The sequence below is a fragment of the Flavobacterium subsaxonicum WB 4.1-42 = DSM 21790 genome, assembly GCF_000422725.1.
Classification (GTDB): Bacteria; Bacteroidota; Bacteroidia; order Flavobacteriales; family Flavobacteriaceae; genus Flavobacterium; species Flavobacterium subsaxonicum.
The window spans coordinates 129,787-149,545 of sequence record NZ_AUGP01000017.1; the positions used below are offsets into that span (position 1 = coordinate 129,787).

Genomic DNA, 19,759 nt, shown 5'->3' on the forward strand with positions numbered 1-19,759 from the left:
ACTTTAAACCCCGAACTCTAAACGCCGCAGGCTACCATCCTGTCATTACCATAAATATCCTGCTTTAAAACCACGTTTTTAAAGCTCATCTCTTCGAGCATAGCAACCGTTTCGGGTCCTAAGTATTGGTTAATTTCAAAATACAGCTTACCGTTTGGTTTCAGGTTGCCTTTAGCAAGCAAGGCTATCTTTCGGTAAAATAAAAGCGGATCGGTGTCGGCAACAAATAACGCCAGGTGCGGTTCGTAATCCAGTACGTTTTGCTTAATTTCGGCTTTTTCTAATTCGCGCACGTACGGCGGATTAGATACTATAACATCATACTGTTGTGGCAGTGCATCGGCCGCCAATATATCCTGCAAAATAAAGGTAACCCCTACTTTATTGGTGTCAGAATTTCTTTTGGCAACTGCAAGCGCTTCCGCAGAAACATCAATAGCAGACACTTTGGCATCAGCCAGGTTCTTTGCTAACGAAATGGCAATGCAGCCCGATCCTGTGCCAATATCCAGCGCTTTTATGCTGCCCTTAAACTCATTTTCTTTAATAATCCATCCTACCAGCTCTTCGGTTTCGGGTCGGGGTATCAAGGTGTTAGAGCTCACTTCAAACTCCAGTCCGTAAAAATGGGCTTTCCCAAAAATGTACTGTATAGGCTTTTGGGTTTCGAGCTGGTGCAGCACCTCATTCCATTTTTCAATTTCTGAAGATGATAATTCTGCATCCGGATTCAGCGCCAGGTCTACCCTTCGCCAGCCCTTAAGCTCTTCTAAAGCAATGTGGAAAAAACTCTCCGCCTCCATAGCATCGTACAGCGGGGTAAGTTTTTGTATAAAGTAGGTACGGTATTGTTTTAGAAGCATTGTTTCGGGTTTAGAGTTGTGGGTTACGGGTTTTGCGTACGGCTAATAACTGCTAACTGCGACTGATTACTGATTACTTGAGGCTCTTTATCATCCACACCGGGCACGAGCTATGGCCCGTACAGCCCAGTGGGCTATCTAAATAGGTAAACCCTGATTTAGTATAGAGTTTTTGGGCGGCTTTCATATCGGTAAGCGTTTCTAAATAACATTGGCTGTAGCCGAAGCTTTTAGCAGCATCCAGGCATTGGGTTATCATCTGCACACCCAAACCTAAACCCCTTGCCTGCGGTGCAAAGTACATTTTTTGCAGTTCGCATACGGTGGCATCGCCATTTTCTAAGGGTGCAATGCCGCAGCCGCCTATAACCTGCCCGTCTTGCTCCACCACATAGTAGGCCGACTTAGGTGTCTGGTACACCTCAAATAGCTTATCGAGGGTGGGGTCGGCATAAGCGGTGCCCACCAAAGGCGCATTGAGTTCTATAAACACATTACGAATTATAGCTGCTATGGCAGCATTGTCTGTGGGTTCTATTTTTCTGATGGTAACGGTATGCATACTGCAAAGCTACTAAATGTTTATTTGTTGATGGGGTTATTTGGTTATTCGGGGCGCATAAAGCACTAAACTTTGTAACTTTGAGACTTTGCAACTTCTAACTATGCACAACACAATTTACATGCAGCGCTGCCTGGAGCTGGCCCAAAACGGGCAACGGGCGGCTATGCCCAATCCGTCGGTCGGGGCGGTGCTGGTATACAATGACAGGATTATTGGCGAAGGCCATACATCAGCTTTCGGTGGCCCGCACGGCGAGGTTAACTGCATTAATTCGGTTAAACCGGAAGACCGCCACCTGATAACCGATGCTACGCTGTACGTTAGCCTGGAGCCTTGCAGCCATTACGGTAAAACGCCGCCCTGTTGCGACCTTATAATTGAGCACCAGATAAAAAATTTAGTGGTTGGCACAACCGACCCGCACGAAAAAGTGGCAGGCAATGGCATTAAAAAACTACGCGAAGCGGGTAAAAACGTAACCGTTGGCATGCTGGAAGCCAAATGCCGTGAGAGCAATAAACGCTTTTTTACGTTTCATGAAAAGAAACGTCCTTACATAATTTTAAAATGGGCAGAAAGTGCCGATGGGTATTTGAGTCCGGAGAAGGGGGTTCGGATATTTGATGATTTGGTTATTCGGGAGCAAGATGGTGTTGAAGCTCAGGGAGACAGTGTAGCGGATAAAAAACCGGTCTGGATTACTAATCAATACTCCCGGCAGTTAGTGCATAAATGGCGTAGTGAAGAGGCTGCCATACTGGTGGGTACGCAAACCGTTCTGGATGATAACCCGCAACTGGATGTACGCTCCTGGACGGGCCCCAACCCTGTGCGCATTGTTTTAGACCGCACCGGAAAAATTACAAACGATTATTACGTTAAAAATCTAAAAATAAAGACAATTGTTTTGACAGAGCAGCGCGATTTACCTAACTTAGATAACCTGCTGTACGAAACCGTGACTTTTAACGAGGCCCTGCCTCACACCATTGCAAATGTGCTGTATAAGCATAATTTGCTTTCGTTAATTATAGAGGGTGGCAGGCAAACGCTGCAAACTTTTATAGATGCCGGCCTGTGGGATGAAGCCCGCGTGTTTAAAGGCCCGGCTGTTTTTGGCAATGGCACTAAGGCACCCCGGTTTTCGGCACCGCTATTAAAAAAGCAGGCTATACAGGACAACGAACTCTTAATTTTTGGCAATTATGATTAACACGATAATATTTGATATGGGCGATGTCTTTTTAAATAAAGACAAACAGGCAAAAGTTGATGCCCTGGCAAAAATTGGAATAACCGACTGGAATGACGACCTCGAAAAGCTGGAAAAAAAACTGGAGACCGGTAAAATTGGCGAAGAAGGCTATCTTAAAGGCATACAGCCGCACACCAATGGCGCATCGTTAGAGGCTATTAAAGATGCATGGAATGCCGGTATTACCGACTTTCCGTTATACAGGCTTGAGTTTTTACAGAAGCTATCGGCAAATTACAGGTTGTTTCTGCTAAGCAATACTGACCCGATACATATTGAGAAATTTGAACAGGAAGCGGGTGCCTCTTTTTACAGCGACTTTTACCAGTGCTTTGAAAAAATCTATTTCTCGCACGAAATTGGTGTCCGCAAGCCCGATGCCGATGCTTTTAACCACGTTATAAACAAGCACGATATTCAGCCAAAGCGTACGCTTATGGTAGATGATAAAAAGTTTAATACCGATGCCGCCGCCGAACTTGGTTTCCAGGTTTGGAACCTGCAAAAAGGCGAAGAAGATGTGGTAGACCTTTTTGACAAAAGCGTACTAAACCTTGATGAACAACGTTAACGCAAGTTTGCAGTGGTCAGTATTCAGTCGCAGTTTGCAGCTGTTCACTGACCACTGTAAACTTTCCTCAACTGAATACTGACCACTGATTACTGTAAACTACTTCAAAATAGTTTTTAAAGAATCTCTAAACGTTTGGTTTTCGTTAAGGCCGTTATGGCCGGCGCCATCCAGGCGTATTAAATGTGCCCCGTGGGCGCATAGTTGAACCAACCTTTCTGAATTACTTATAGGGATAAGCTTATCATCGGTACCATGAAAAAGGTAAATAGGTACCGTTACCTTTTTTATGTACGAACAGGTTTCGAATTTATAGCGCTTTATAAAATCGGGGATAAAAGGCACTTTGGTATCTATTAATTCGGTTAGGCTATAGTAAGGAGCCTGTAGTATAAGCGCTTTAATTTTGTTGTTGGCAGCCAGCTCTGTGGCAGGGCCACTCCCTATAGAATAACCAGCTACTACAATAGGCTTATCTTTATATTTGTCAGCCATAAAGGTAAATGCCTTTTGCATATCCGCATCCATTTGTGCCTCGCTTTGTAGCTCGCCGCCACTTTTGCCGTAGCCGCGATAATCCAGTATAAAAAGGTCGTAACCCAAGGCGGTAAACTCATCGGTGCCCTTGCCCCTGCCATTAACAGATCCGCCGTTGCCATGCAGGTAAAACACCAGCCCTTTAGACTCTTTAGCCTTAAACAGCACGCCGTGCAGCTTTACCTCTTTATCTACTGGAATATAAATCTCCTCGTAATCAGAATCAAAATTAAAGGCATGCCCGGCAGTAAGTACCTCGGGGTGAAACAACAGCTTTTCCTGCATAAAATATACAAAAACCAGGTTGCTCAGGTAAAATGCAATAATACCCACAACAATATAAAGCAGGCGTTTATTACTCTTTTTCATAAGGCATTGCAGGGTTAATCATTTCGAACCATCGGCACTCCTGGCCATCATAATCAAAAACCTCGGTAAACACCAGTCCCGTTTTTTCAAGTATCCTGCACGATGCTTTATGCGCAGTAAGTGCCGTGGCGTTAAGCACCTGGATTTTAAGATTGTTAAAAGCATAATCCCTAAAAAACAGGTTAGCTTCTGTAGCGTAGCCTTTGCCCCAATGTTCCTGCAAAAGGCGGTAACCAATATCGTAAAATTGGTCGCGGCCATTTACATTACGTTCAAGTTTAAGCCCTACCCAGCCAATAAATTCATCGGTTTCTTTAAGTATTGCCGCCATTCGGCCAATGCCGTTATTTACATATTGCTGCCGTATGTTTTCTATCATGTCCCTGCTTTGCTCAATAGTAGTAACGGGCTTATTACCCAGGTAGCGGTGAACTTCAGGGTTAGAATCTAACGCAAACATAGCTTCGTCGTCGGTAGGTTGCAGCTCACGGTAGTATAGGCGATTGGTTTCGAGTGTAATGGACATAGCAGGTAATTCTAAATAAAAGTAGTATTTAGGGTAAATATTAATGACTTATAAAATTATTAATAATGTTTTTAAACTTAACGGGTTTAACAAATATTTACTAATACACATTAATCCATTAATATAAAAAAGGCTGCCTATTTCTAAGCAGCCTCTAATATATCGTATCAATATGGTTATTCTCCCATTTTAAAAGCCTCTATAACAGGCCCGGCTTTTTCCATATCGTATTCTTCAACAAATACCTCTACAGCAGTACCCGCCAGTGTGCCAAGACCGGATATCATGCTTGATTGTATATTGTTTTTAACGGTGCTGCTTATGCCTGCGCCTTCAAGCTTTGCCTGAAGTGCCTGCGCCAGGATCTCGCTGCCTGAAAATATTTTTTTACGTGCCATAATTTATTTATTCTGTTTCTTCTTCGTTTTGTTCTTCTACTTCCTCATCGTCATATTCTTCTTCATCCTCATCTTCTGCTTCTTGGTCAAAATCAAAATAAAAGGGCTCGATCATTATTTTATCAGCAAGTGATTCTACACGCTCGGTAATTTCTTCGGTAAAAAAAAGGCGCTGCGTTTTGGTAATACCATCGCTCATGCGCATAATGCGGGTGTCGTGCCTTAGCTTAAGTATGGCATTGGCATCATCCAGGATAAACATTTTAAGCTGGTTAACATCAAACCCGGCCGACGAAAACATATCGCTAAGCCTGCCCGGTGTGCCCACAAGCACATCTATACCTAAAGATATATGGTTTTTATCGTAATCTATATCGCCTTTTTCGTGCACGCCATACACGCGCAAATCGGTATGGTGGCCGTATTTTTTAAAAAGTTCCATTACCTCCAGCACCTTGGCTTTATCATAAACAATAATAAGCGCACGTGGCGACTCTTCAAACTCTTTTTCGAGACGCTGTATAACGTTTATTACAATGGTGTTGGTTTTACCTTCGGATGATGGTGCCGATATTACACAGTCGGCGCCGCTTTTAATGGTACCAAACGTTTCTTTTTGCAGTGCAGTAGGCTGGGTTAGCCCGGCTTCTGCCAACGATTCTGAAAGGCCCGGGTGTATTTTTTTTAAAAACATGTTATTAGTTACGAATTATAAATTACGAATTACGAGAAGTGCCGTAACCCTTAAGCTATTATTATGGAACTGCAAAGATAAGGCAAAGATTTGCAAAGCATAGTATACTCTGCAAATCTCTGCCTTAATATTTATTTGTATCTACGTTACTTACTTGCAAAGAGCCTTACATCGCTCTCTGATATTTCGCTGCCACCAAGAATTATAAGGCGCTCTACCACGTTGCGCAACTCGCGTATGTTGCCCGTCCAGTCGTACTCCTGCAGTAGCATAGTAGCCTCGTGCGTAAAGCGTTTTTGGGCATTGCCCTGCTCTCCGGCTATCTTCTCGGCAAAGTGCGATATCAATAGCGGAATATCATCCCTCCTGTCGTTTAATGCCGGCACCTTTACTAAAATTACAGCAAGGCGGTGGTACAAATCCTCACGAAAACGCCCTTCGGCAATTTCCGTTTTAAGATCTTTGTTGGTAGCAGCAATAACGCGCACATCTACCTTAATATCTTTCTCTGCCCCCACACGCTGAATCATATTTTCCTGCAGGGCACGCAACACCTTGGCCTGTGCAGGCAGGCTCATATCGCCAATTTCGTCCAGAAAAATCGTGCCCTTATCGGCAGCCTCAAACTTACCGGCACGGTCTTTAACGGCACTGGTAAAAGCGCCTTTAACGTGGCCAAACAGTTCGCTCTCTATAAGTTCTGACGGGATGGCTGCGCAGTTAACCTCTATAAACGGGTTACCGGCACGCTCGCTTTTTTCGTGCAGCCAGTGCGCCACCAGTTCTTTACCCGTACCGTTGGGGCCTGTTATAAGCACGCGGGCATCGGTAGGGGCAACTTTTTCTATAATTTGTTTAATGTGGTTAATAGGCTCGCTATCGCCAATCATCTCATAGTTTTTGCTTACCTTCTTTTTAAGCATCTTGTTTTCTACCACCAGCACTTTACGGTCTAACGCATTGCGAACGGTGTTAAGCAAACGGTTAAGATCGGGTGGTTTGGAGATATAATCGAAGGCACCAAGCCGCATGGTGTTAATAGCCGTTTCGAGGTCGCCGTGGCCCGATATCATTACAAACGGAATTTCGGGCTTAAACTTTTTTACGGCTTCCAGCACCTCTACCCCATCCATTTTGGGCATTTTAATATCGCACAGTACCAGGTCGAAATCATCATTCTTAATTTTTTCGAGTCCCGCCTGCCCATCTTCGGCTTCTTCTACTTTATAGGTATCGTTTTCTTCCGATAGTATTTTACCCAGTACACGGCGTATTGCGGCTTCGTCTTCTATAATTAATATTTTAGGCATGTTCTTAAGATTGTTGGATAGCAGGTGTTTAAATTGTTAGGCTATCCGAATTAGACTACATTCAAAAATAGTGAATCTATCAGGAATTGTTGTTAATAATATCATTAATCCTTTGCTGTGCTACTGCTTTACTAATGCCATTATAATAATCTCTTACTAAAGGATGGTCAAAGTCGTGATGCGGAATAACCTCCGGCCTACTGCCGCCCGTTCTGCATTTTACATCTGTAGGAATACTCAATGAATCTTTATAACCTTCTAACGTATTGCTTATCCATCCAAAATACACCCCCTCGTAATTGGGGTTATTAAAATTGGCTTTATAATCATCAAAGCTTTTTTCGCTCAACGAAACCCACAAACCATAATTTAAGTCTTCGCAATTATCATCAACAAACAAATCAAGAGTTGCCCTTATAAACCTGCTGGTTTCATCCGGATACTGTATTTCACAAAAGTCAGATGACAGTTGTGCAATTGTAGTTTTTTCTTCATTTGATAATGCCGAATAATAATGCGGCTCATTATAACCTATTGCCGGCCAATTATCATGCTGCTTGCCACAACTACTACAGGTGTATACGGATGTATCTTTTTTTGATGTAAATAGTTTTTTGAAATGATTTAGCATGGCCGATTTTTGCCTAAAAATAGACAAATATTTTTAATGATGACAGCATGATAGTATCATATGATACTATCAAATACGCCATACCCGCGCTCTGTAGCCCCGATTGAAGCGGCATCCCCGTAATGCAATGGAGGGATAAAGTGCAAAGCGGGAAATGCCAATGCTGACTATGCGCTAACTTTTCGCTCCTAAACTTTTTAGCCCTATAGCAATTTGTAACTTTTTTTATCTATATTTATAATTATCAAATTGTTAAATGAAAAAACACCTTTACCTTATACTGTTTTTGCTTACCGCAGCCGGCCTCTGCGCACAGGAGGGCTACCCGGAACCAAAGCTTGAGGCCAACAGGTTGTTTTACATTCAGCACAGCAACAGCCACAACACTTTTGTGTACGATGCTAACTTTATAAAGCCCAAGCAGCTGCACGCCACAGAGCCTATAAAAATTTACCGCATTACATACACCAAAGGGGGCATTAGAGAAGAGCTGAGCAGCATACAGCGTAAAATGGCCTACGGCATAGACATTTTAAAGAAAAGCAGCTCTATGGTAGAGTTTAAGCTGGTGTCTTACGCCGCAAAATCGCTTACCTTAAAATTTAAGGCAGACGGTACGCCTTATGTTACTGTAATTGTAAACGGTAAAGAACTGATACTGCGCAAAATGTTTTTATCGTGCAACAAAATTGGTACATCGGTAAAAACCATCGACTTTTACGGCAAGAATATAGCAACCGGTAAAGAGGTTTGCGAACGGCTGGTGGTTAAGGAGTAGTGTTCAGTTTGCAATATTCAGTCGCAGTTTGCAGCGATTGCTGATAGCCTGCTACACATCAAATCGTAACTAATATGCAAATCTTTGTGGTATAGCCTCCAAAACAAACACTTATTCGCCCTGAAAACAACATATAAAGCGCATACCTGAAACAAAAAACCTATTTTTGCAAAAAATTATAGCGTGAATTACCTTTCAGTAGAAAATATATCCAAGTCTTTTGGCGAGCGTACGCTTTTCGAGAACATTTCTTTCGGCATTAACAAAGACCAGAAAATTGCTTTTGTAGCAAAAAACGGCAGCGGCAAAACCAGCATCCTTAAAATTATTAATGGTGATGATACACCCGATACCGGACAGGTAGTTCTTCGTAAAGAAATTAAAATGGAGTTCCTTTCTCAGGAACCTAACCTGAACCCGGAACTGACCATTGAAGAGAGTATCTTCGCATCCGATAGTGAAATATTACACGTTATTGAGGCTTATGAAAAGGCGCTTGAAAACCCCGAAGACGAGGTTGCCTACCAAAAGGCTTTTGAGCGCATGGAGCTGCATAATGCCTGGGATTTTGAAACCCAGTATAAAATGATCCTGACCAAGCTTAAGATGGAAGACCTGAAACTTAAGGTTAAAAATCTTTCGGGGGGCCAGAAAAAACGCCTTGCATTGGCTATCATCCTTATCAATAAGCCCGATTTGCTTATTCTGGATGAGCCTACCAACCACCTTGACCTTGAGATGATTGAGTGGCTGGAAAATTACTTTGCCAAAGAAAACATTACGCTATTTATGGTTACTCACGACCGCTTTTTCTTAGAGCGCGTTTGTAACGAAATTATAGAACTGGATAACGGTAAGCTGTACCAGTATAAAGGTAACTACTCGTATTACCTACAGAAAAAAGAAGAGCGCATTGCTGCCGAAAACGCCAGTATAGACAAGGCCCAGAACCTGTTTGTTAAGGAGTTATCCTGGATGCGACGCCAACCTAAAGCGCGTACTACCAAGAGTAAATCGCGCCAGGACGACTTTTATGTTATTCAGGAAAAAGCACAGAGCCGCCGTAAGGAGCATGTGGTTGAGCTGGAGATTAACATGGAGCGTATGGGCAGCAAAATTGTTGAACTACACAACATTAGCAAGAATTTTGGCGACAAGGCTATACTGGACAACTTTAGCTTTAACTTTAAACGTGGCGAGCGTATTGGAATCATCGGTAAGAACGGTACGGGTAAATCGACCTTTCTGAACATGATTACCGAAACCATACCGGTAGACAGCGGTAAAGTGGTTATTGGCGATACTATTAAAATTGGTTACTACACCCAAAGCGGTATTAATCCTAAGCCGGAGCAAAAGGTTATAGACATTATTAAGGAGTATGGCGAATACATTCCGCTTTCTAAGGGCAGGACCATATCGGCTGCACAGCTTTTGGAGCGCTTTTTATTCGACCGTAAAAAACAATACGATTTTGTTGAGCGATTAAGCGGTGGCGAACTTAAAAGGCTGTACCTGTGCACGGTATTAATTCAGAATCCGAATTTCCTAATCCTCGATGAGCCTACCAACGACCTTGACATTGTTACCCTTAACGTACTGGAAAGCTTTTTGTTAGACTATCCGGGGTGCCTGCTTGTGGTTAGCCACGACAGATATTTTATGGATAAGATTGTAGACCACCTGTTTGTATTTAGGGGCGAAGGCGTTATTGAAGATTTCCCCGGTAACTACAGCGACTTCCGTAGCTACGAAGACAGTTCTGAACCTACTAAAGCTGAACTAAATACCGTGGGCGGCGACAATAAAAAGGAGTGGAAAAAGAACAACGTAAAGGCCGGACTTACCTTTAACGAGCAAAAAGAATTTTCTAAAATAGAGAAAGACATTAAAGACCTGGAGCGCGAAAAAGCAACCATAGAAAAGCAATTTGCCGATGGTACCATTGCAGATGCCGATATTGCCAAAAAAGCTACCGATCTTGAAAAGATATTAAAACAGCTTGACGAAACTACTGAGCGCTGGTTTGAGCTTAGCGCAAAACTGGAATAAGCAGTTTTTAGTCGCAGTCTCAGTAGGCAGTACCTATAATAATATAAACCGTAAAATAACAATTTTACGGTTTACTTTTTTTGACTAAATTCGAAACTTGTATTTTACAACTATGCCTCAAAATAAAAACTACCTAAAATTTCTTTATAACTCTGTAAATGCGCATGGTGTGCATTCGCCATTTGTATTTAATTTGGTTACAAAAGGTTTTTATAAGAGGCAGTTTATAGCATCAGGCCTAAAATACAATTCAGACATTGGCTTAAACAAACAGGCACTTTACACGCTGTTTAAAACAATACTCTACTTTAAAGCATACAAGCTGTTGGTTTTAGGCGATGAAGCCCCTGCCGCCACCGACACCATACGCGCTGCCGCCGAAGAAATAAACGCCAAGATATGGTTTTACTCTACCATGGTACCCGTTCCCGGAGGTGTAGACTTAGCTTTTCTTACCGGTACCGATACAGCTTCGATACAACCGGAGTTTGAAAGGCTGCTGCCCGATGTTAACAACAACAGCGTATGCGTTTTAGCTAACATACATGCAACACCCAAAATGGAAGCCGCCTGGGAAACCATAAAAAAAGACCCAAATGTTACGGTAACTGTAGACACGTATCATTTAGGCCTTGTATTTTTTAGGCGCGAACAAACAAAACAACATTTTATCATCCGCCCATATAGATCTATAGTTTTAGATGCTGTTCTGGGCATCCGCAACCTCTGGGGATTGTTGCATTAATTAGACCTTAAAGCCTTCATCAGCTCGGCTTTAGTCATTTTAGAGCGCCCCTCTATACCAACTTTTTTAGCATCATCATAAAGCTGTTGCTTGGTTTGGTCTTCATAAGCTTTGGCTTTGCCGCCCCTGTGTTCGGCGCCTTTGCTGTTGGCTATCCTTGCAGATTTTTGTTTGCTATAGCCTTTGTCTCGCAGGGCCTCATACTGGTCGTTATCTTTAACCTGTGGCCCGGGTGATTTTTTACCTGGCATAACTTTAATTTTTAATTGGTTTAATAACATAAAGTTACCAATAGTATTAATAGCCCAACGTTAACCACCGGTTAAAACAAACTCAATAAAAAGCCAAAAAAAGGGCAAACCTTTCGGCTTGCCCTTCTCACAAATTTATAAAAAACCTTTATTTTTAGTGCTTATTCTTTAGCTTTAGCGTTCTCGTCGCTTTTAGCTGTCATACGCTCCCATTTAAATTTAGGCGCAAAACCTAATTTAAGGGCTGCAATTTTACGGTTATCCTCACCAGATAAACCTTCTTTTTCTACAGTATTTTTTCTTGTATCAAGCGCTTCGTAATACGCTTTAATTTTATCAAAATCCTGTCTTGAGTAGTTGTCTTTGTTAGCGTTAAATGTATCAACAAATTTTTGGTATACACTTAAAATGTTGTCTTTGTTAACCCATGCAAACTTCATGTCGTTACCAACAACTACGCCAGGGCCAAAAAATGCATCAGCTAAAGAACCTGTACCTGCAGGAGCAGGAGTGGCTTCAGCTTCCATTTTAGCTTTAGCTTCGCTTTCAGCCTGTGTTTTAACACCTTCGTATTTAGATTTGCTTTCAGTTATACGTTCTTGTGCTTTAGCTTCGTTCTCTAAAGTTGCAAGAGCAGCTTCAGCCTCGGCAGTCCTCATTTCATATTCAGCTTGTATAGCAGCCCAGTTAGCAGCACGCTCTTGAGCATCAAGGCTGTTTACAGAGTCTACAAATACTACATAATGATCTACATGTTTTTCGGCAGTCATTTTTGCCTCGTCTTTACAAGACGCAAAACCCGCTGCTACTATAACAGCTCCTAATGCTAATTTGAAATTTCTCATGGTTGTTTTGTATTTAATGTTACTTTTAGATTAACCAAAATTAGCTTACATTTCATCATATATCAAAATTTGAATTAAATTATTAAGAATACTTTAATACACTTGTGATATTTTTAAGAATTTTATGAACTTGTTAACACAGCGAAGTAGTTACGGGTTTGGAGTTTGGGGTTTAAGGGTTGCCTTCAAACCCGCAATCCTGACCCCTAACCCACAACTCTTAACCCACAACTCAAAACTCTTAACCCATAACCCAAAATTCCTTAACAGTTTGCCAATGGCTATTCTATATATGATAATTAAATAGTAGCTTTGGGAACTTACCTAACACGCTGCATGATAAAAGCTACCCCTTTCTACACCAAACTGGCCCACATAACCATCTGTATCTTAGGATTGGGCTTTTTAGCAATTGAAGGCAAAACACTACTTGCCCCGCTTATACTGGCCGTATTGTTTGCCATGCTGCTTATACCATTTGCCAACTTACTGGAACGCAAGCTTAGGTTTTCGCGTGGATTATCGTCGTTTTTTGTACTTATATTATTAATTGGGGCCATCAGCGGCATCATGGTACTGTTAGGAAGCCAGCTTTCGGCCTTCGCCGAAGACATTCCCGCTTTCGAAAAACAACTTATGGATTCGCTCGACGCCCTGCAGGACTGGATAGCACAATCCTTCAACATCAATAACAAACAACAAACCGAATACATTAACAGCACCGCCGAAAGCGCTCTGGGTAAGGGTACTGCCATAATTGGGGTAACGCTACTATCGCTATCCTCATCGCTGCTATTTACGGTATTTATATTTTTGTATACCTTCTTTTTACTAATGCACCGCAGCCTGCTGTTGCGTTTTATATTGGCATTATTCCATAAAGACCACAGCCCGGTTGTTTACGAGGTTGTTGCGCGCATACAATACATTATCCGTAAATATATATTAGGACTACTGCTTCAAATGGCTATTGTAGCCACGCTTAGCTGCATTGTATTTACTTTGTTAGGAATTAAGTATGCCTTTCTCTTAGGATTACTAACAGGCATTTTAAACATTATACCTTACATAGGTATTTTTATATCAATGGTAATGTCGGTCCTTGTAACCTTTGCTACTGCCGATACCAGCCACGTGCTGTTTGTAGCGGCTGCGTTAATATGCATTCACCTGGTAGACAGCAACTATATAATGCCGAAAATTGTAGGCTCTAAAGTAAAGATAAACACCCTTGCCGCCGTTATAGGGTTGGTGTTGGGCGAAATGATATGGGGTATAACAGGCATGTTCCTTTCTATACCGGTACTGGCTATTGCTAAAGTAATTTTTGACCGTGTAGAAGGCCTTAAGCCGTGGGGAATGGTTTTGGGTGAGGACTCCCTTGCCGAAACGCAGAAAGATATTCCTGCTGATGAAGAACTGCCGCCGGTTGCGTAATGGGTTATGAGTTGAGGGTTGAGAGTTTGGAGTTTCACGTTGACTGAAAACTGCGACTGAACACTGCAAACTATACTAAGCCCTTTTTACCACATGGCGTTTTAATTTTCTGGTACTATGGGGCAGGCTGTCTTTGTAAATAGCAATACCTAACAAACACATAAGCATTAGTACGGCATACATTGTGGTAAAAATGTAATCGTTTAATTCGGTAAGGCTAAATAAGCTTCTCACAAAAAAATAAAGGGTGACAAAGAACCCGGCTACGGAAGCCAGAAAACAAAATAGTTTCATAAATGCCTGATTTTGGTGTGAGGAATTTGTTGTTGCAATATTTAAGCCGAAACACTTAGGAGCGATATAAATATTTAAATTATTATTACCAGTCTTACTTACAGATGAGTAAGAACCAATACACACAACAAATATAACTCTCTTAAAAACAGAACAATTACACTATTACCCCATAAATTTACATTGTAAACTGACTTTATAATTATCTACATATTAAATAACCGATTTAAAAAATGCCGCATTGTTTAATAATGCGGCATTTTAATATCTATTTACCTTAGTTACTTAACTACCTTATACGTTTGGGTGATATTGCCTGCCATTACCTGCACCAAATAAATACCGTTAGCTAATGCCGCAAAGTTATTAAGGGCAATAGTATTGTTATAAACCGAAACTTTTGCTCCGGAATAATCGGTTGCTATTTCCTGTCCGTTTATATTATACAGTTTTATTTGCGCATCCTGCTCTTGCGGCAGATTAAATTTAATATACAGCACATTACTAACCGGGTTAGGGTATACATTTACAGACTTATCAAGCTCCTGCTGCTGTACAGATGCAGTTGGCTGCTCTACATTATAACGCGCCAGGGTGCTGTACGCAACGCTGCTTATAGCCGTTTTGCCCGATGCAATTATCTTACCGTCAGGCTGCTCTTCCAAAACAAAAATTGACTCAGAAAAGCCTTCTTCCGGCCCATTATCAAAGTTAGTAGAAACGCGCCCATCAGGCCCAAAAGTAGTATCGGGAGATCCATCACTGTTTAAAAATAATAGTCCCATATCTGGCTGACCATTTATTACCATAGAGCCACCAAGCACCATTTTGCCGTTTTTACGAACTAAAACATCCAAAGCAAATTCGTGCGGCTCCAGGCCCATATCATAAACTGCCTTGCCATTAGTGCCAAAGCTATTATCTAATGACCCATCAATATTTAAGCGGGCAACGCAAAAATCGCCCCCGTGATATATGTTCACTAAATTGGTTGTCCACCCGCCCAATACAATTTTACCATCTTCCTGTAAGCTTATGCCGTGCAGGTAATCAACAAAAGTATCAAAGTTAAACATCGTAGTACCCTCATTACCAAATGCCGTATCTACGGTGCCATCGCTGTTAAACTGCATTATGGCAAAAGCATCCCACACCAACTGTGGCCTTTGGCCTGCAACTATAATTTTGCCATCATTATTAACGGCAAGGCCGGTAACAACGTGGGTACCCCCTTCTACAGGGTCTATCCAATAGCCTAAACCGTTGCCAAAAGTAGTATCAGGAGTCATATCGGCGTTGTACCTCCCTACAAACCAATGCCTGTTGGGGTCCATACTGGCATTTATAGCATCGCCAACGGCTAATATCTTTCCGTCGGGCAATGTAACCATATCTGCAATAAGCAGGTGCTTGCCTTCAATACTGTGGGCAGCATAGCCATTAGTACCAAATGTAGTATCTATGCTTCCATCGGCATTAAACCTTACAAAGCCGGCCTCTAACACTCCGCTGCCAAACATATTTATTGCAACAAGCGATTTTTCGCCCACAAGGCATATTGCCAGAGCCTCTTCGTACCTGTTATCCTTATCAAATAAGGTACTGCCATTATCGCCAAATTCGGTATCTATGCTACCATCTGCGTTAAACTGCATCAGTAACAAATCACTGTCCGATCCACTATCAGGAATATTAGAATATCCGGCACTGAGCAATTTACCATTGGGCAGTAATTTTATCCTGGCTCCGTTTGTAGAGGGATGCTCGGCGTTGTAAGTAACTTTGCCACCGGTACCAAAAGTTTGATCTAAACTGCCCGGTTGTTGGGCAAAAGCAGTATATTGAAATAACAGAAATGCCCCAAAGGCATAAGTAAGGTAATTTTTTTTCATAAGATATTGGTTGGTTTGTTGAGTAATAAACAACCTTACAGGCATTTACCCTACACCATATCTCAATAATTTAACTATTATCATATTATTATATTGCTGTATATGATAATTTTAAAAGAAAAAAGGATATACAACCTGAGTTATATATCCTTTTTGATATTTATTTTTAAGATGCTTTTTTAATACTTAAGCCATTTAAACAACTCTTTGTAGGTTGGCTTTTTGCCGTACATAAGTATACCTATGCGGTAAATTTTTGCGGCAAACCATACCACTCCAAAAAAGGTAAGGAATAATATTGTCATAGATAATGCTATTTCCCATAACGGAACGCCAAATGGCAGCCTCATCATCATTACAATTGGCGATGTTAGCGGAATCATGCTAAAAATAGTAGCTACGGTACCGTGAGGGTCGTTTATAACGGTAAAGAAACCTACATATACCCCAAGCATAAGTGGAAGGATTATAGGCAGTAGGAATTGCTGAGAATCGGTCTCGCTATCTACCGCGGCACCAATAGAGGCATAGATAGAGCTGTATAAAAAGAACCCGCCAATAAAAAACAACAGGAACGATATAAGCATGGTTGCCCACGGCAGTTGATAAATTTCGCCAAGGTAGCTTTGCATTTCGGCCATTTTACCGGTATTGGCCTGCATGGCTTCGGCCGTAACCGCACCACTTGCCCCTACCTGAAGCCCAAATACATTAGCCGCCACAAATAACAGCACGCCGCCCAATATTGCCCAGATTAAAAACTGTAACAAACCTGCCATAGAGGTACCTATTATCTTGCCCATCATTAACTGGAACGGTTTAACAGATGATATAATGATCTCTATAATACGGTTGGTTTTTTCTTCTATAACGCTACGCATTACCATGTTGCCGTATATAATTATAAACATCATGATAAGGTAACCAAAGGCAAACCCAATGCCTATTTTAATTTCGTTAAGCCATCTAAGGCTTTCTTCGCCACTAAATTTGCTCAGCTTAATGTCGGCATTGGTTTTAGCAGCATCTATTTTTTTATAGTCGATACCCGCCTGAGCCAGGTTATTCTTGGTAAGCTTGTCGTTTATAACATCTTCTATACCGCCAATAAATTCCATCGATGGGCTATCGTTGCTAATGTACTCTACCTTATGCACCAGCTCTTTGGTATCGGTTACGGCAGGCACATAAATAAGGCCCTCGTAGCTTTCGGCGGCTTTTTCTTTAGCTACATTTAGCGGGAGTGATGAAAGATCTGTATAATGGGTTTTCTTATCGTTTTTAAAATCTTTGGCAAGCACACCACTTTGGTCGTGCAGGGCTATTTTAACCACCTCATCGCCATTTACACTGGCAAGGTAACCCACCAGCAAAGCCATGCCCACAAATAATAGCGGACTAAGGAACGTCATTACAATAAACGACTTGTTGCGCACCTTGGCGTTAAATTCTCTTTTTATGATTAAAGACAGGCTCATGTTATTTTTGTTGGCTTACGGTTTGTATAAATATGTCGTTTACGCTGGGTATTTTTTCCATAAAGTAGGTAACGTCGCCCTTTTGCATAAGATAATTAAGCAGCTCGCGCGATGGCGTTCCTTGGGGTAGCGATACCAAAAGCTTAAGTTCGTCGTCGAGCGTTTTAAAGGTAGCCTGCTGCGTAGTATATTTTGTGCTGATGTCTGCCAGCAAATGCTCAAAGTTTTGCGGAGCGATACCCACCTCGAACGTATTGGTACGGTAGCGGCGTTTAACGTCCTGCAACTCGCCTTCTATAAGTTTGTTAGATTGGTGTATCAGCGCAATATGGTCGCACATATCCTCAACACTCTCCATGCGGTGGGTAGAAAATATAACGGTGGTGCCTTTATCGCGCAGTTCTAATATCTCGTCTTTTATAAGGTTGGCGTTAACGGGGTCAAATCCGCTAAAGGGCTCATCCAAAATAAGCAGTTTGGGGCGGTGCAATACCGTTACCACAAACTGTATTTTTTGGGCCATACCTTTAGACAGCTCCTGTATTTTTTTATTCCACCAGCCTTTTATCTGTAGTTTATCAAACCAATACTCTAATTGTTCTTTAGCTTCGGCCTTGGTAAGGCCTTTTAGCTGCGCCAGGTACAACGCCTGCTCTCCTACCTTCATACTCTTGTAAAGGCCACGCTCTTCTGGCATATAGCCAATTTGCGATACGTGGTGTGGGGCAAGTTTTTCGCCATCCAGCAAGATTTCGCCACTATCGGGCAGGGTTATCTGGTTGATGATACGTATAAGCGATGTTTTACCGGCACCATTGGGGCCAAGCAGCCCATAGATGCTGCCCTGCGGAACGCTTAGCGAAACGCTGTTAAGTGCAGTGTAGTCGCCATACTGCTTTACAACGTTTTTAACTTCTAATATTGGTTTCATTAAATAGATTAATTGTGATTGTAAAAATACAGATTATATGGCGCAAAAAGTTGTAAAATGTTACAGTAAAAATTACACAAATTGCCGCAAATAAAAAAACCCATCCTTATTTGCATAAGAATGGGAAAAATTGCTATGAAAAAGAAAAATTCACTATTTACATAGTGAATTTCAAATGTATAAAAATTTCTTAAATTATGAAAACATATCCTTAACTTTTTCAAAAAAAGATTTCTCACTTTTTTCGGGCTTCGGAATGAAGTTTTCATCGGTAAGCGACTTCTCAAAAAACTGGCGCTGCTCTTTGTTTAACGTCTTTGGTGTCCACACGTTAACGTGCACCAAAAGGTCGCCGCTGCCATAGCTGTTAAGGCTTGGTATACCCTTGCCTTTAAGCCTTAATATTTTGCCGCTTTGTATACCTTCTTCTAACTTAATCCTAACCTTACCGGTTACGGTTTCAATATCTTTAGATGTACCCAGTGCAGCCTCGGCTACGCTAATGTACAGGTCTAAATGCAGGTTTTCGCCCTCGCGCTTAAGCGTTTCGTGCTCTACCTCTTCTATAGCCACAATAAGGTCGCCCGGCACGCTGTTGCCACCCGGAGCATCGTTACCCTTGCTGCTAACTTTAAGTTGCATGCCATCGGCTACGCCGGCAGGTATTTTAATAGATACCGTTTCGTCTTCCATTATCATACCCTGTGCATCGGCCTGGCTTGGTTTAGACTCTATTATCTGGCCGGTACCGCCACAGCTATGGCAGGTAGATGCAGTTTGCATCCTGCCCAGAATGGTGTTGGTAACCTTCATTACCTGGCCCGCACCATTACAGGTAGGGCAGGTTTTGTAGCTAACGCCTTTAGCCTGAACTTTACGTTTTACCTTAACCTTTTTTTCTACGCCGTTAGCAATCTCATCAAGCGTAAGCTTTACTTTAATTCTTAGGTTGCTCCCTTTCATCCTGCGCTGGCCGCCACCGCCACCAAAACCGCCAAAACCTCCGCCGCCGCCAAAGGCATTGCCAAAGATGTCGCCAAACTGGCTAAATATGTCATCCATATTCATGTGGTGCCCGCCGCCGTTAAAACCACCATTACCGCCATCAAAAGCAGCATGGCCATATTGGTCATAACGCGCTTTTTTGTCGGCATCGCTTAAAATCTCATAAGCTTCGGCTGCAGTTTTAAACTTTTCTTCAGCTTCTTTGTTACCGGGGTTTTTGTCAGGGTGGTATTCAATAGCCTTTTTACGGTAAGCCTTTTTAATTTGCTCTGCCGTAGCGCCTTTCTCAATACCTAATATTTCGTAATAATCTTTTTTCATCTCGGCTTGGT

21 protein-coding genes are annotated in these 19,759 nt (G+C 41.9%); 6 read left to right on the top strand and 15 right to left on the bottom strand.

Annotated features, from left to right (window positions below; translation table 11 throughout):
• Positions 1-17: 17 nt before the first annotated feature.
• On the bottom strand, positions 18-863 hold the full coding sequence (prmC, locus tag G509_RS0103345) for a peptide chain release factor N(5)-glutamine methyltransferase (protein ID WP_026990228.1): 846 nt from the start codon (positions 861-863) through the stop codon (positions 18-20).
• Between the two features lie 73 nt (positions 864-936).
• Entirely contained in the window at positions 937-1,425 is a 489-nt protein-coding gene (locus G509_RS0103350) for a GNAT family N-acetyltransferase (protein ID WP_026990229.1), read from the bottom strand.
• A 103-nt stretch (positions 1,426-1,528) separates the two neighbouring features.
• On the opposite strand from G509_RS0103350, the gene ribD reads away from it, so the two are divergent.
• Positions 1,529-2,641 carry a bifunctional diaminohydroxyphosphoribosylaminopyrimidine deaminase/5-amino-6-(5-phosphoribosylamino)uracil reductase RibD gene (gene ribD, locus G509_RS0103355; RefSeq protein ID WP_035738443.1) on the top strand — a complete coding sequence of 371 codons (1,113 nt, stop codon included), beginning with the start codon at positions 1,529-1,531 and terminating at the stop codon, positions 2,639-2,641.
• Positions 2,634-3,254, top strand: coding sequence for an HAD family hydrolase (locus G509_RS0103360; RefSeq protein WP_026990231.1), 621 nt, complete (start codon positions 2,634-2,636; stop codon positions 3,252-3,254). Before ribD ends, G509_RS0103360 begins: the two co-directional genes overlap by 8 nt.
• A gap of 99 nt (positions 3,255-3,353) precedes the next feature.
• Here the strand turns inward: G509_RS0103360 and G509_RS0103365 are convergent, their stop codons facing one another.
• From G509_RS0103365 to G509_RS21395, 6 genes are all read right to left on the bottom strand, one after another.
• Positions 3,354-4,160 (bottom strand): alpha/beta hydrolase, encoded by an 807-nt coding sequence (locus tag G509_RS0103365; RefSeq protein ID WP_026990232.1) that lies wholly within the window; start codon positions 4,158-4,160, stop codon positions 3,354-3,356.
• Entirely contained in the window at positions 4,147-4,686 is a 540-nt protein-coding gene (locus G509_RS0103370; RefSeq protein WP_026990233.1) for a GNAT family N-acetyltransferase, read from the bottom strand. Before G509_RS0103370 ends, G509_RS0103365 begins: the two co-directional genes overlap by 14 nt.
• Before the next feature lie 176 nt (positions 4,687-4,862).
• Complete coding sequence (locus G509_RS0103375; RefSeq protein WP_026990234.1) at positions 4,863-5,084, bottom strand: putative signal transducing protein; 222 nt, start codon at positions 5,082-5,084, stop codon at positions 4,863-4,865.
• 7 nt (positions 5,085-5,091) lie between these two features.
• Positions 5,092-5,778 carry a DEAD/DEAH box helicase gene (locus G509_RS0103380; protein WP_026990235.1) on the bottom strand — a complete coding sequence of 229 codons (687 nt, stop codon included), beginning with the start codon at positions 5,776-5,778 and terminating at the stop codon, positions 5,092-5,094.
• Between the two features lie 146 nt (positions 5,779-5,924).
• Positions 5,925-7,088: a sigma-54-dependent transcriptional regulator gene (locus G509_RS0103385; protein WP_026990236.1), complete on the bottom strand. Its 1,164-nt coding sequence runs from the start codon at positions 7,086-7,088 to the stop codon at positions 5,925-5,927.
• A 79-nt stretch (positions 7,089-7,167) separates the two neighbouring features.
• A complete protein-coding gene (locus tag G509_RS21395) occupies positions 7,168-7,719 on the bottom strand; it encodes a DUF2199 domain-containing protein (RefSeq protein WP_035738445.1) in 552 nt (183 codons plus the stop codon).
• A 256-nt stretch (positions 7,720-7,975) separates the two neighbouring features.
• Between G509_RS21395 and G509_RS0103395 the strand changes: the two genes are divergently transcribed.
• The 3 genes from G509_RS0103395 (at position 7,976) to G509_RS23615 (ending at position 11,294) form a co-directional block, all read left to right on the top strand.
• Positions 7,976-8,497: a DUF4833 domain-containing protein gene (locus tag G509_RS0103395; RefSeq protein WP_026990237.1), complete on the top strand. Its 522-nt coding sequence runs from the start codon at positions 7,976-7,978 to the stop codon at positions 8,495-8,497.
• 183 nt (positions 8,498-8,680) lie between these two features.
• A complete protein-coding gene (locus G509_RS0103400; protein ID WP_026990238.1) occupies positions 8,681-10,549 on the top strand; it encodes an ABC-F family ATP-binding cassette domain-containing protein in 1,869 nt (622 codons plus the stop codon).
• Positions 10,550-10,661: 112 nt separating this feature from the next.
• On the top strand, positions 10,662-11,294 hold the full coding sequence (locus tag G509_RS23615) for a hypothetical protein (protein ID WP_026990239.1): 633 nt from the start codon (positions 10,662-10,664) through the stop codon (positions 11,292-11,294).
• Here the strand turns inward: G509_RS23615 and G509_RS0103410 are convergent.
• On the bottom strand, positions 11,291-11,545 hold the full coding sequence (locus G509_RS0103410; protein WP_026990240.1) for a DUF7218 family protein: 255 nt from the start codon (positions 11,543-11,545) through the stop codon (positions 11,291-11,293). The two genes, G509_RS23615 and G509_RS0103410, sit on opposite strands and share 4 nt — an antisense overlap.
• Positions 11,546-11,706: 161 nt before the next feature.
• Complete coding sequence (locus G509_RS0103415; RefSeq protein WP_026990241.1) at positions 11,707-12,390, bottom strand: hypothetical protein; 684 nt, start codon at positions 12,388-12,390, stop codon at positions 11,707-11,709.
• 336 nt (positions 12,391-12,726) lie between these two features.
• On the opposite strand from G509_RS0103415, the gene G509_RS0103420 reads away from it, so the two are divergent.
• Positions 12,727-13,827, top strand: a complete 1,101-nt coding sequence (locus G509_RS0103420) for an AI-2E family transporter (RefSeq protein WP_026990242.1) — start codon at positions 12,727-12,729, stop codon at positions 13,825-13,827.
• 75 nt (positions 13,828-13,902) lie between these two features.
• Here the strand turns inward: G509_RS0103420 and G509_RS0103425 are convergent, their stop codons facing one another.
• The 5 genes from G509_RS0103425 to dnaJ form a co-directional block, all read right to left on the bottom strand.
• Positions 13,903-14,121 (bottom strand): hypothetical protein, encoded by a 219-nt coding sequence (locus G509_RS0103425; protein ID WP_026990243.1) that lies wholly within the window; start codon positions 14,119-14,121, stop codon positions 13,903-13,905.
• Positions 14,122-14,402: 281 nt separating this feature from the next.
• The gene (locus tag G509_RS0103430) at positions 14,403-16,013 is read right to left on the bottom strand and encodes a T9SS type A sorting domain-containing protein (protein WP_026990244.1); all 1,611 of its coding nucleotides are present in this window, start codon (positions 16,011-16,013) and stop codon (positions 14,403-14,405) included.
• Positions 16,014-16,192: 179 nt separating this feature from the next.
• Positions 16,193-17,491 (bottom strand): ABC transporter permease, encoded by a 1,299-nt coding sequence (locus G509_RS0103440; protein ID WP_026990245.1) that lies wholly within the window; start codon positions 17,489-17,491, stop codon positions 16,193-16,195.
• Position 17,492: 1 nt separating this feature from the next.
• Positions 17,493-18,422, bottom strand: coding sequence for an ABC transporter ATP-binding protein (locus tag G509_RS0103445; RefSeq protein WP_026990246.1), 930 nt, complete (start codon positions 18,420-18,422; stop codon positions 17,493-17,495).
• Between the two features lie 195 nt (positions 18,423-18,617).
• Positions 18,618-19,748 (bottom strand): molecular chaperone DnaJ, encoded by a 1,131-nt coding sequence (gene dnaJ, locus G509_RS0103450; RefSeq protein ID WP_026990247.1) that lies wholly within the window; start codon positions 19,746-19,748, stop codon positions 18,618-18,620.
• Positions 19,749-19,759 lie beyond the last annotated feature (11 nt).

Excerpts from the sequence above, each read along its gene's own strand:
- prmC (WP_026990228.1), bottom strand. The coding sequence starts at position 863 with ATGCTTCTAAAACAATACCGTACCTACTTTATACAAAAACTTACCCCG.
- G509_RS0103350 (WP_026990229.1), bottom strand. The coding sequence starts at position 1,425 with ATGCATACCGTTACCATCAGAAAAATAGAACCCACAGACAATGCTGCC.
- ribD (WP_035738443.1), top strand. The coding sequence starts at position 1,529 with ATGCACAACACAATTTACATGCAGCGCTGCCTGGAGCTGGCCCAAAAC.
- G509_RS0103360 (WP_026990231.1), top strand. The coding sequence starts at position 2,634 with ATGATTAACACGATAATATTTGATATGGGCGATGTCTTTTTAAATAAA.
- G509_RS0103365 (WP_026990232.1), bottom strand. The coding sequence starts at position 4,160 with ATGAAAAAGAGTAATAAACGCCTGCTTTATATTGTTGTGGGTATTATT.
- G509_RS0103370 (WP_026990233.1), bottom strand. The coding sequence starts at position 4,686 with ATGTCCATTACACTCGAAACCAATCGCCTATACTACCGTGAGCTGCAA.
- G509_RS0103375 (WP_026990234.1), bottom strand. The coding sequence starts at position 5,084 with ATGGCACGTAAAAAAATATTTTCAGGCAGCGAGATCCTGGCGCAGGCA.
- G509_RS0103380 (WP_026990235.1), bottom strand. The coding sequence starts at position 5,778 with ATGTTTTTAAAAAAAATACACCCGGGCCTTTCAGAATCGTTGGCAGAA.
- G509_RS0103385 (WP_026990236.1), bottom strand. The coding sequence starts at position 7,088 with ATGCCTAAAATATTAATTATAGAAGACGAAGCCGCAATACGCCGTGTA.
- G509_RS21395 (WP_035738445.1), bottom strand. The coding sequence starts at position 7,719 with ATGCTAAATCATTTCAAAAAACTATTTACATCAAAAAAAGATACATCC.
- G509_RS0103395 (WP_026990237.1), top strand. The coding sequence starts at position 7,976 with ATGAAAAAACACCTTTACCTTATACTGTTTTTGCTTACCGCAGCCGGC.
- G509_RS23615 (WP_026990239.1), top strand. The coding sequence starts at position 10,662 with ATGCCTCAAAATAAAAACTACCTAAAATTTCTTTATAACTCTGTAAAT.
- G509_RS0103410 (WP_026990240.1), bottom strand. The coding sequence starts at position 11,545 with ATGCCAGGTAAAAAATCACCCGGGCCACAGGTTAAAGATAACGACCAG.
- G509_RS0103415 (WP_026990241.1), bottom strand. The coding sequence starts at position 12,390 with ATGAGAAATTTCAAATTAGCATTAGGAGCTGTTATAGTAGCAGCGGGT.
- G509_RS0103420 (WP_026990242.1), top strand. The coding sequence starts at position 12,727 with ATGATAAAAGCTACCCCTTTCTACACCAAACTGGCCCACATAACCATC.
- G509_RS0103425 (WP_026990243.1), bottom strand. The coding sequence starts at position 14,121 with ATGAAACTATTTTGTTTTCTGGCTTCCGTAGCCGGGTTCTTTGTCACC.
- G509_RS0103430 (WP_026990244.1), bottom strand. The coding sequence starts at position 16,013 with ATGAAAAAAAATTACCTTACTTATGCCTTTGGGGCATTTCTGTTATTT.
- G509_RS0103440 (WP_026990245.1), bottom strand. The coding sequence starts at position 17,491 with ATGAGCCTGTCTTTAATCATAAAAAGAGAATTTAACGCCAAGGTGCGC.
- G509_RS0103445 (WP_026990246.1), bottom strand. The coding sequence starts at position 18,422 with ATGAAACCAATATTAGAAGTTAAAAACGTTGTAAAGCAGTATGGCGAC.
- dnaJ (WP_026990247.1), bottom strand. The coding sequence starts at position 19,748 with ATGAAAAAAGATTATTACGAAATATTAGGTATTGAGAAAGGCGCTACG.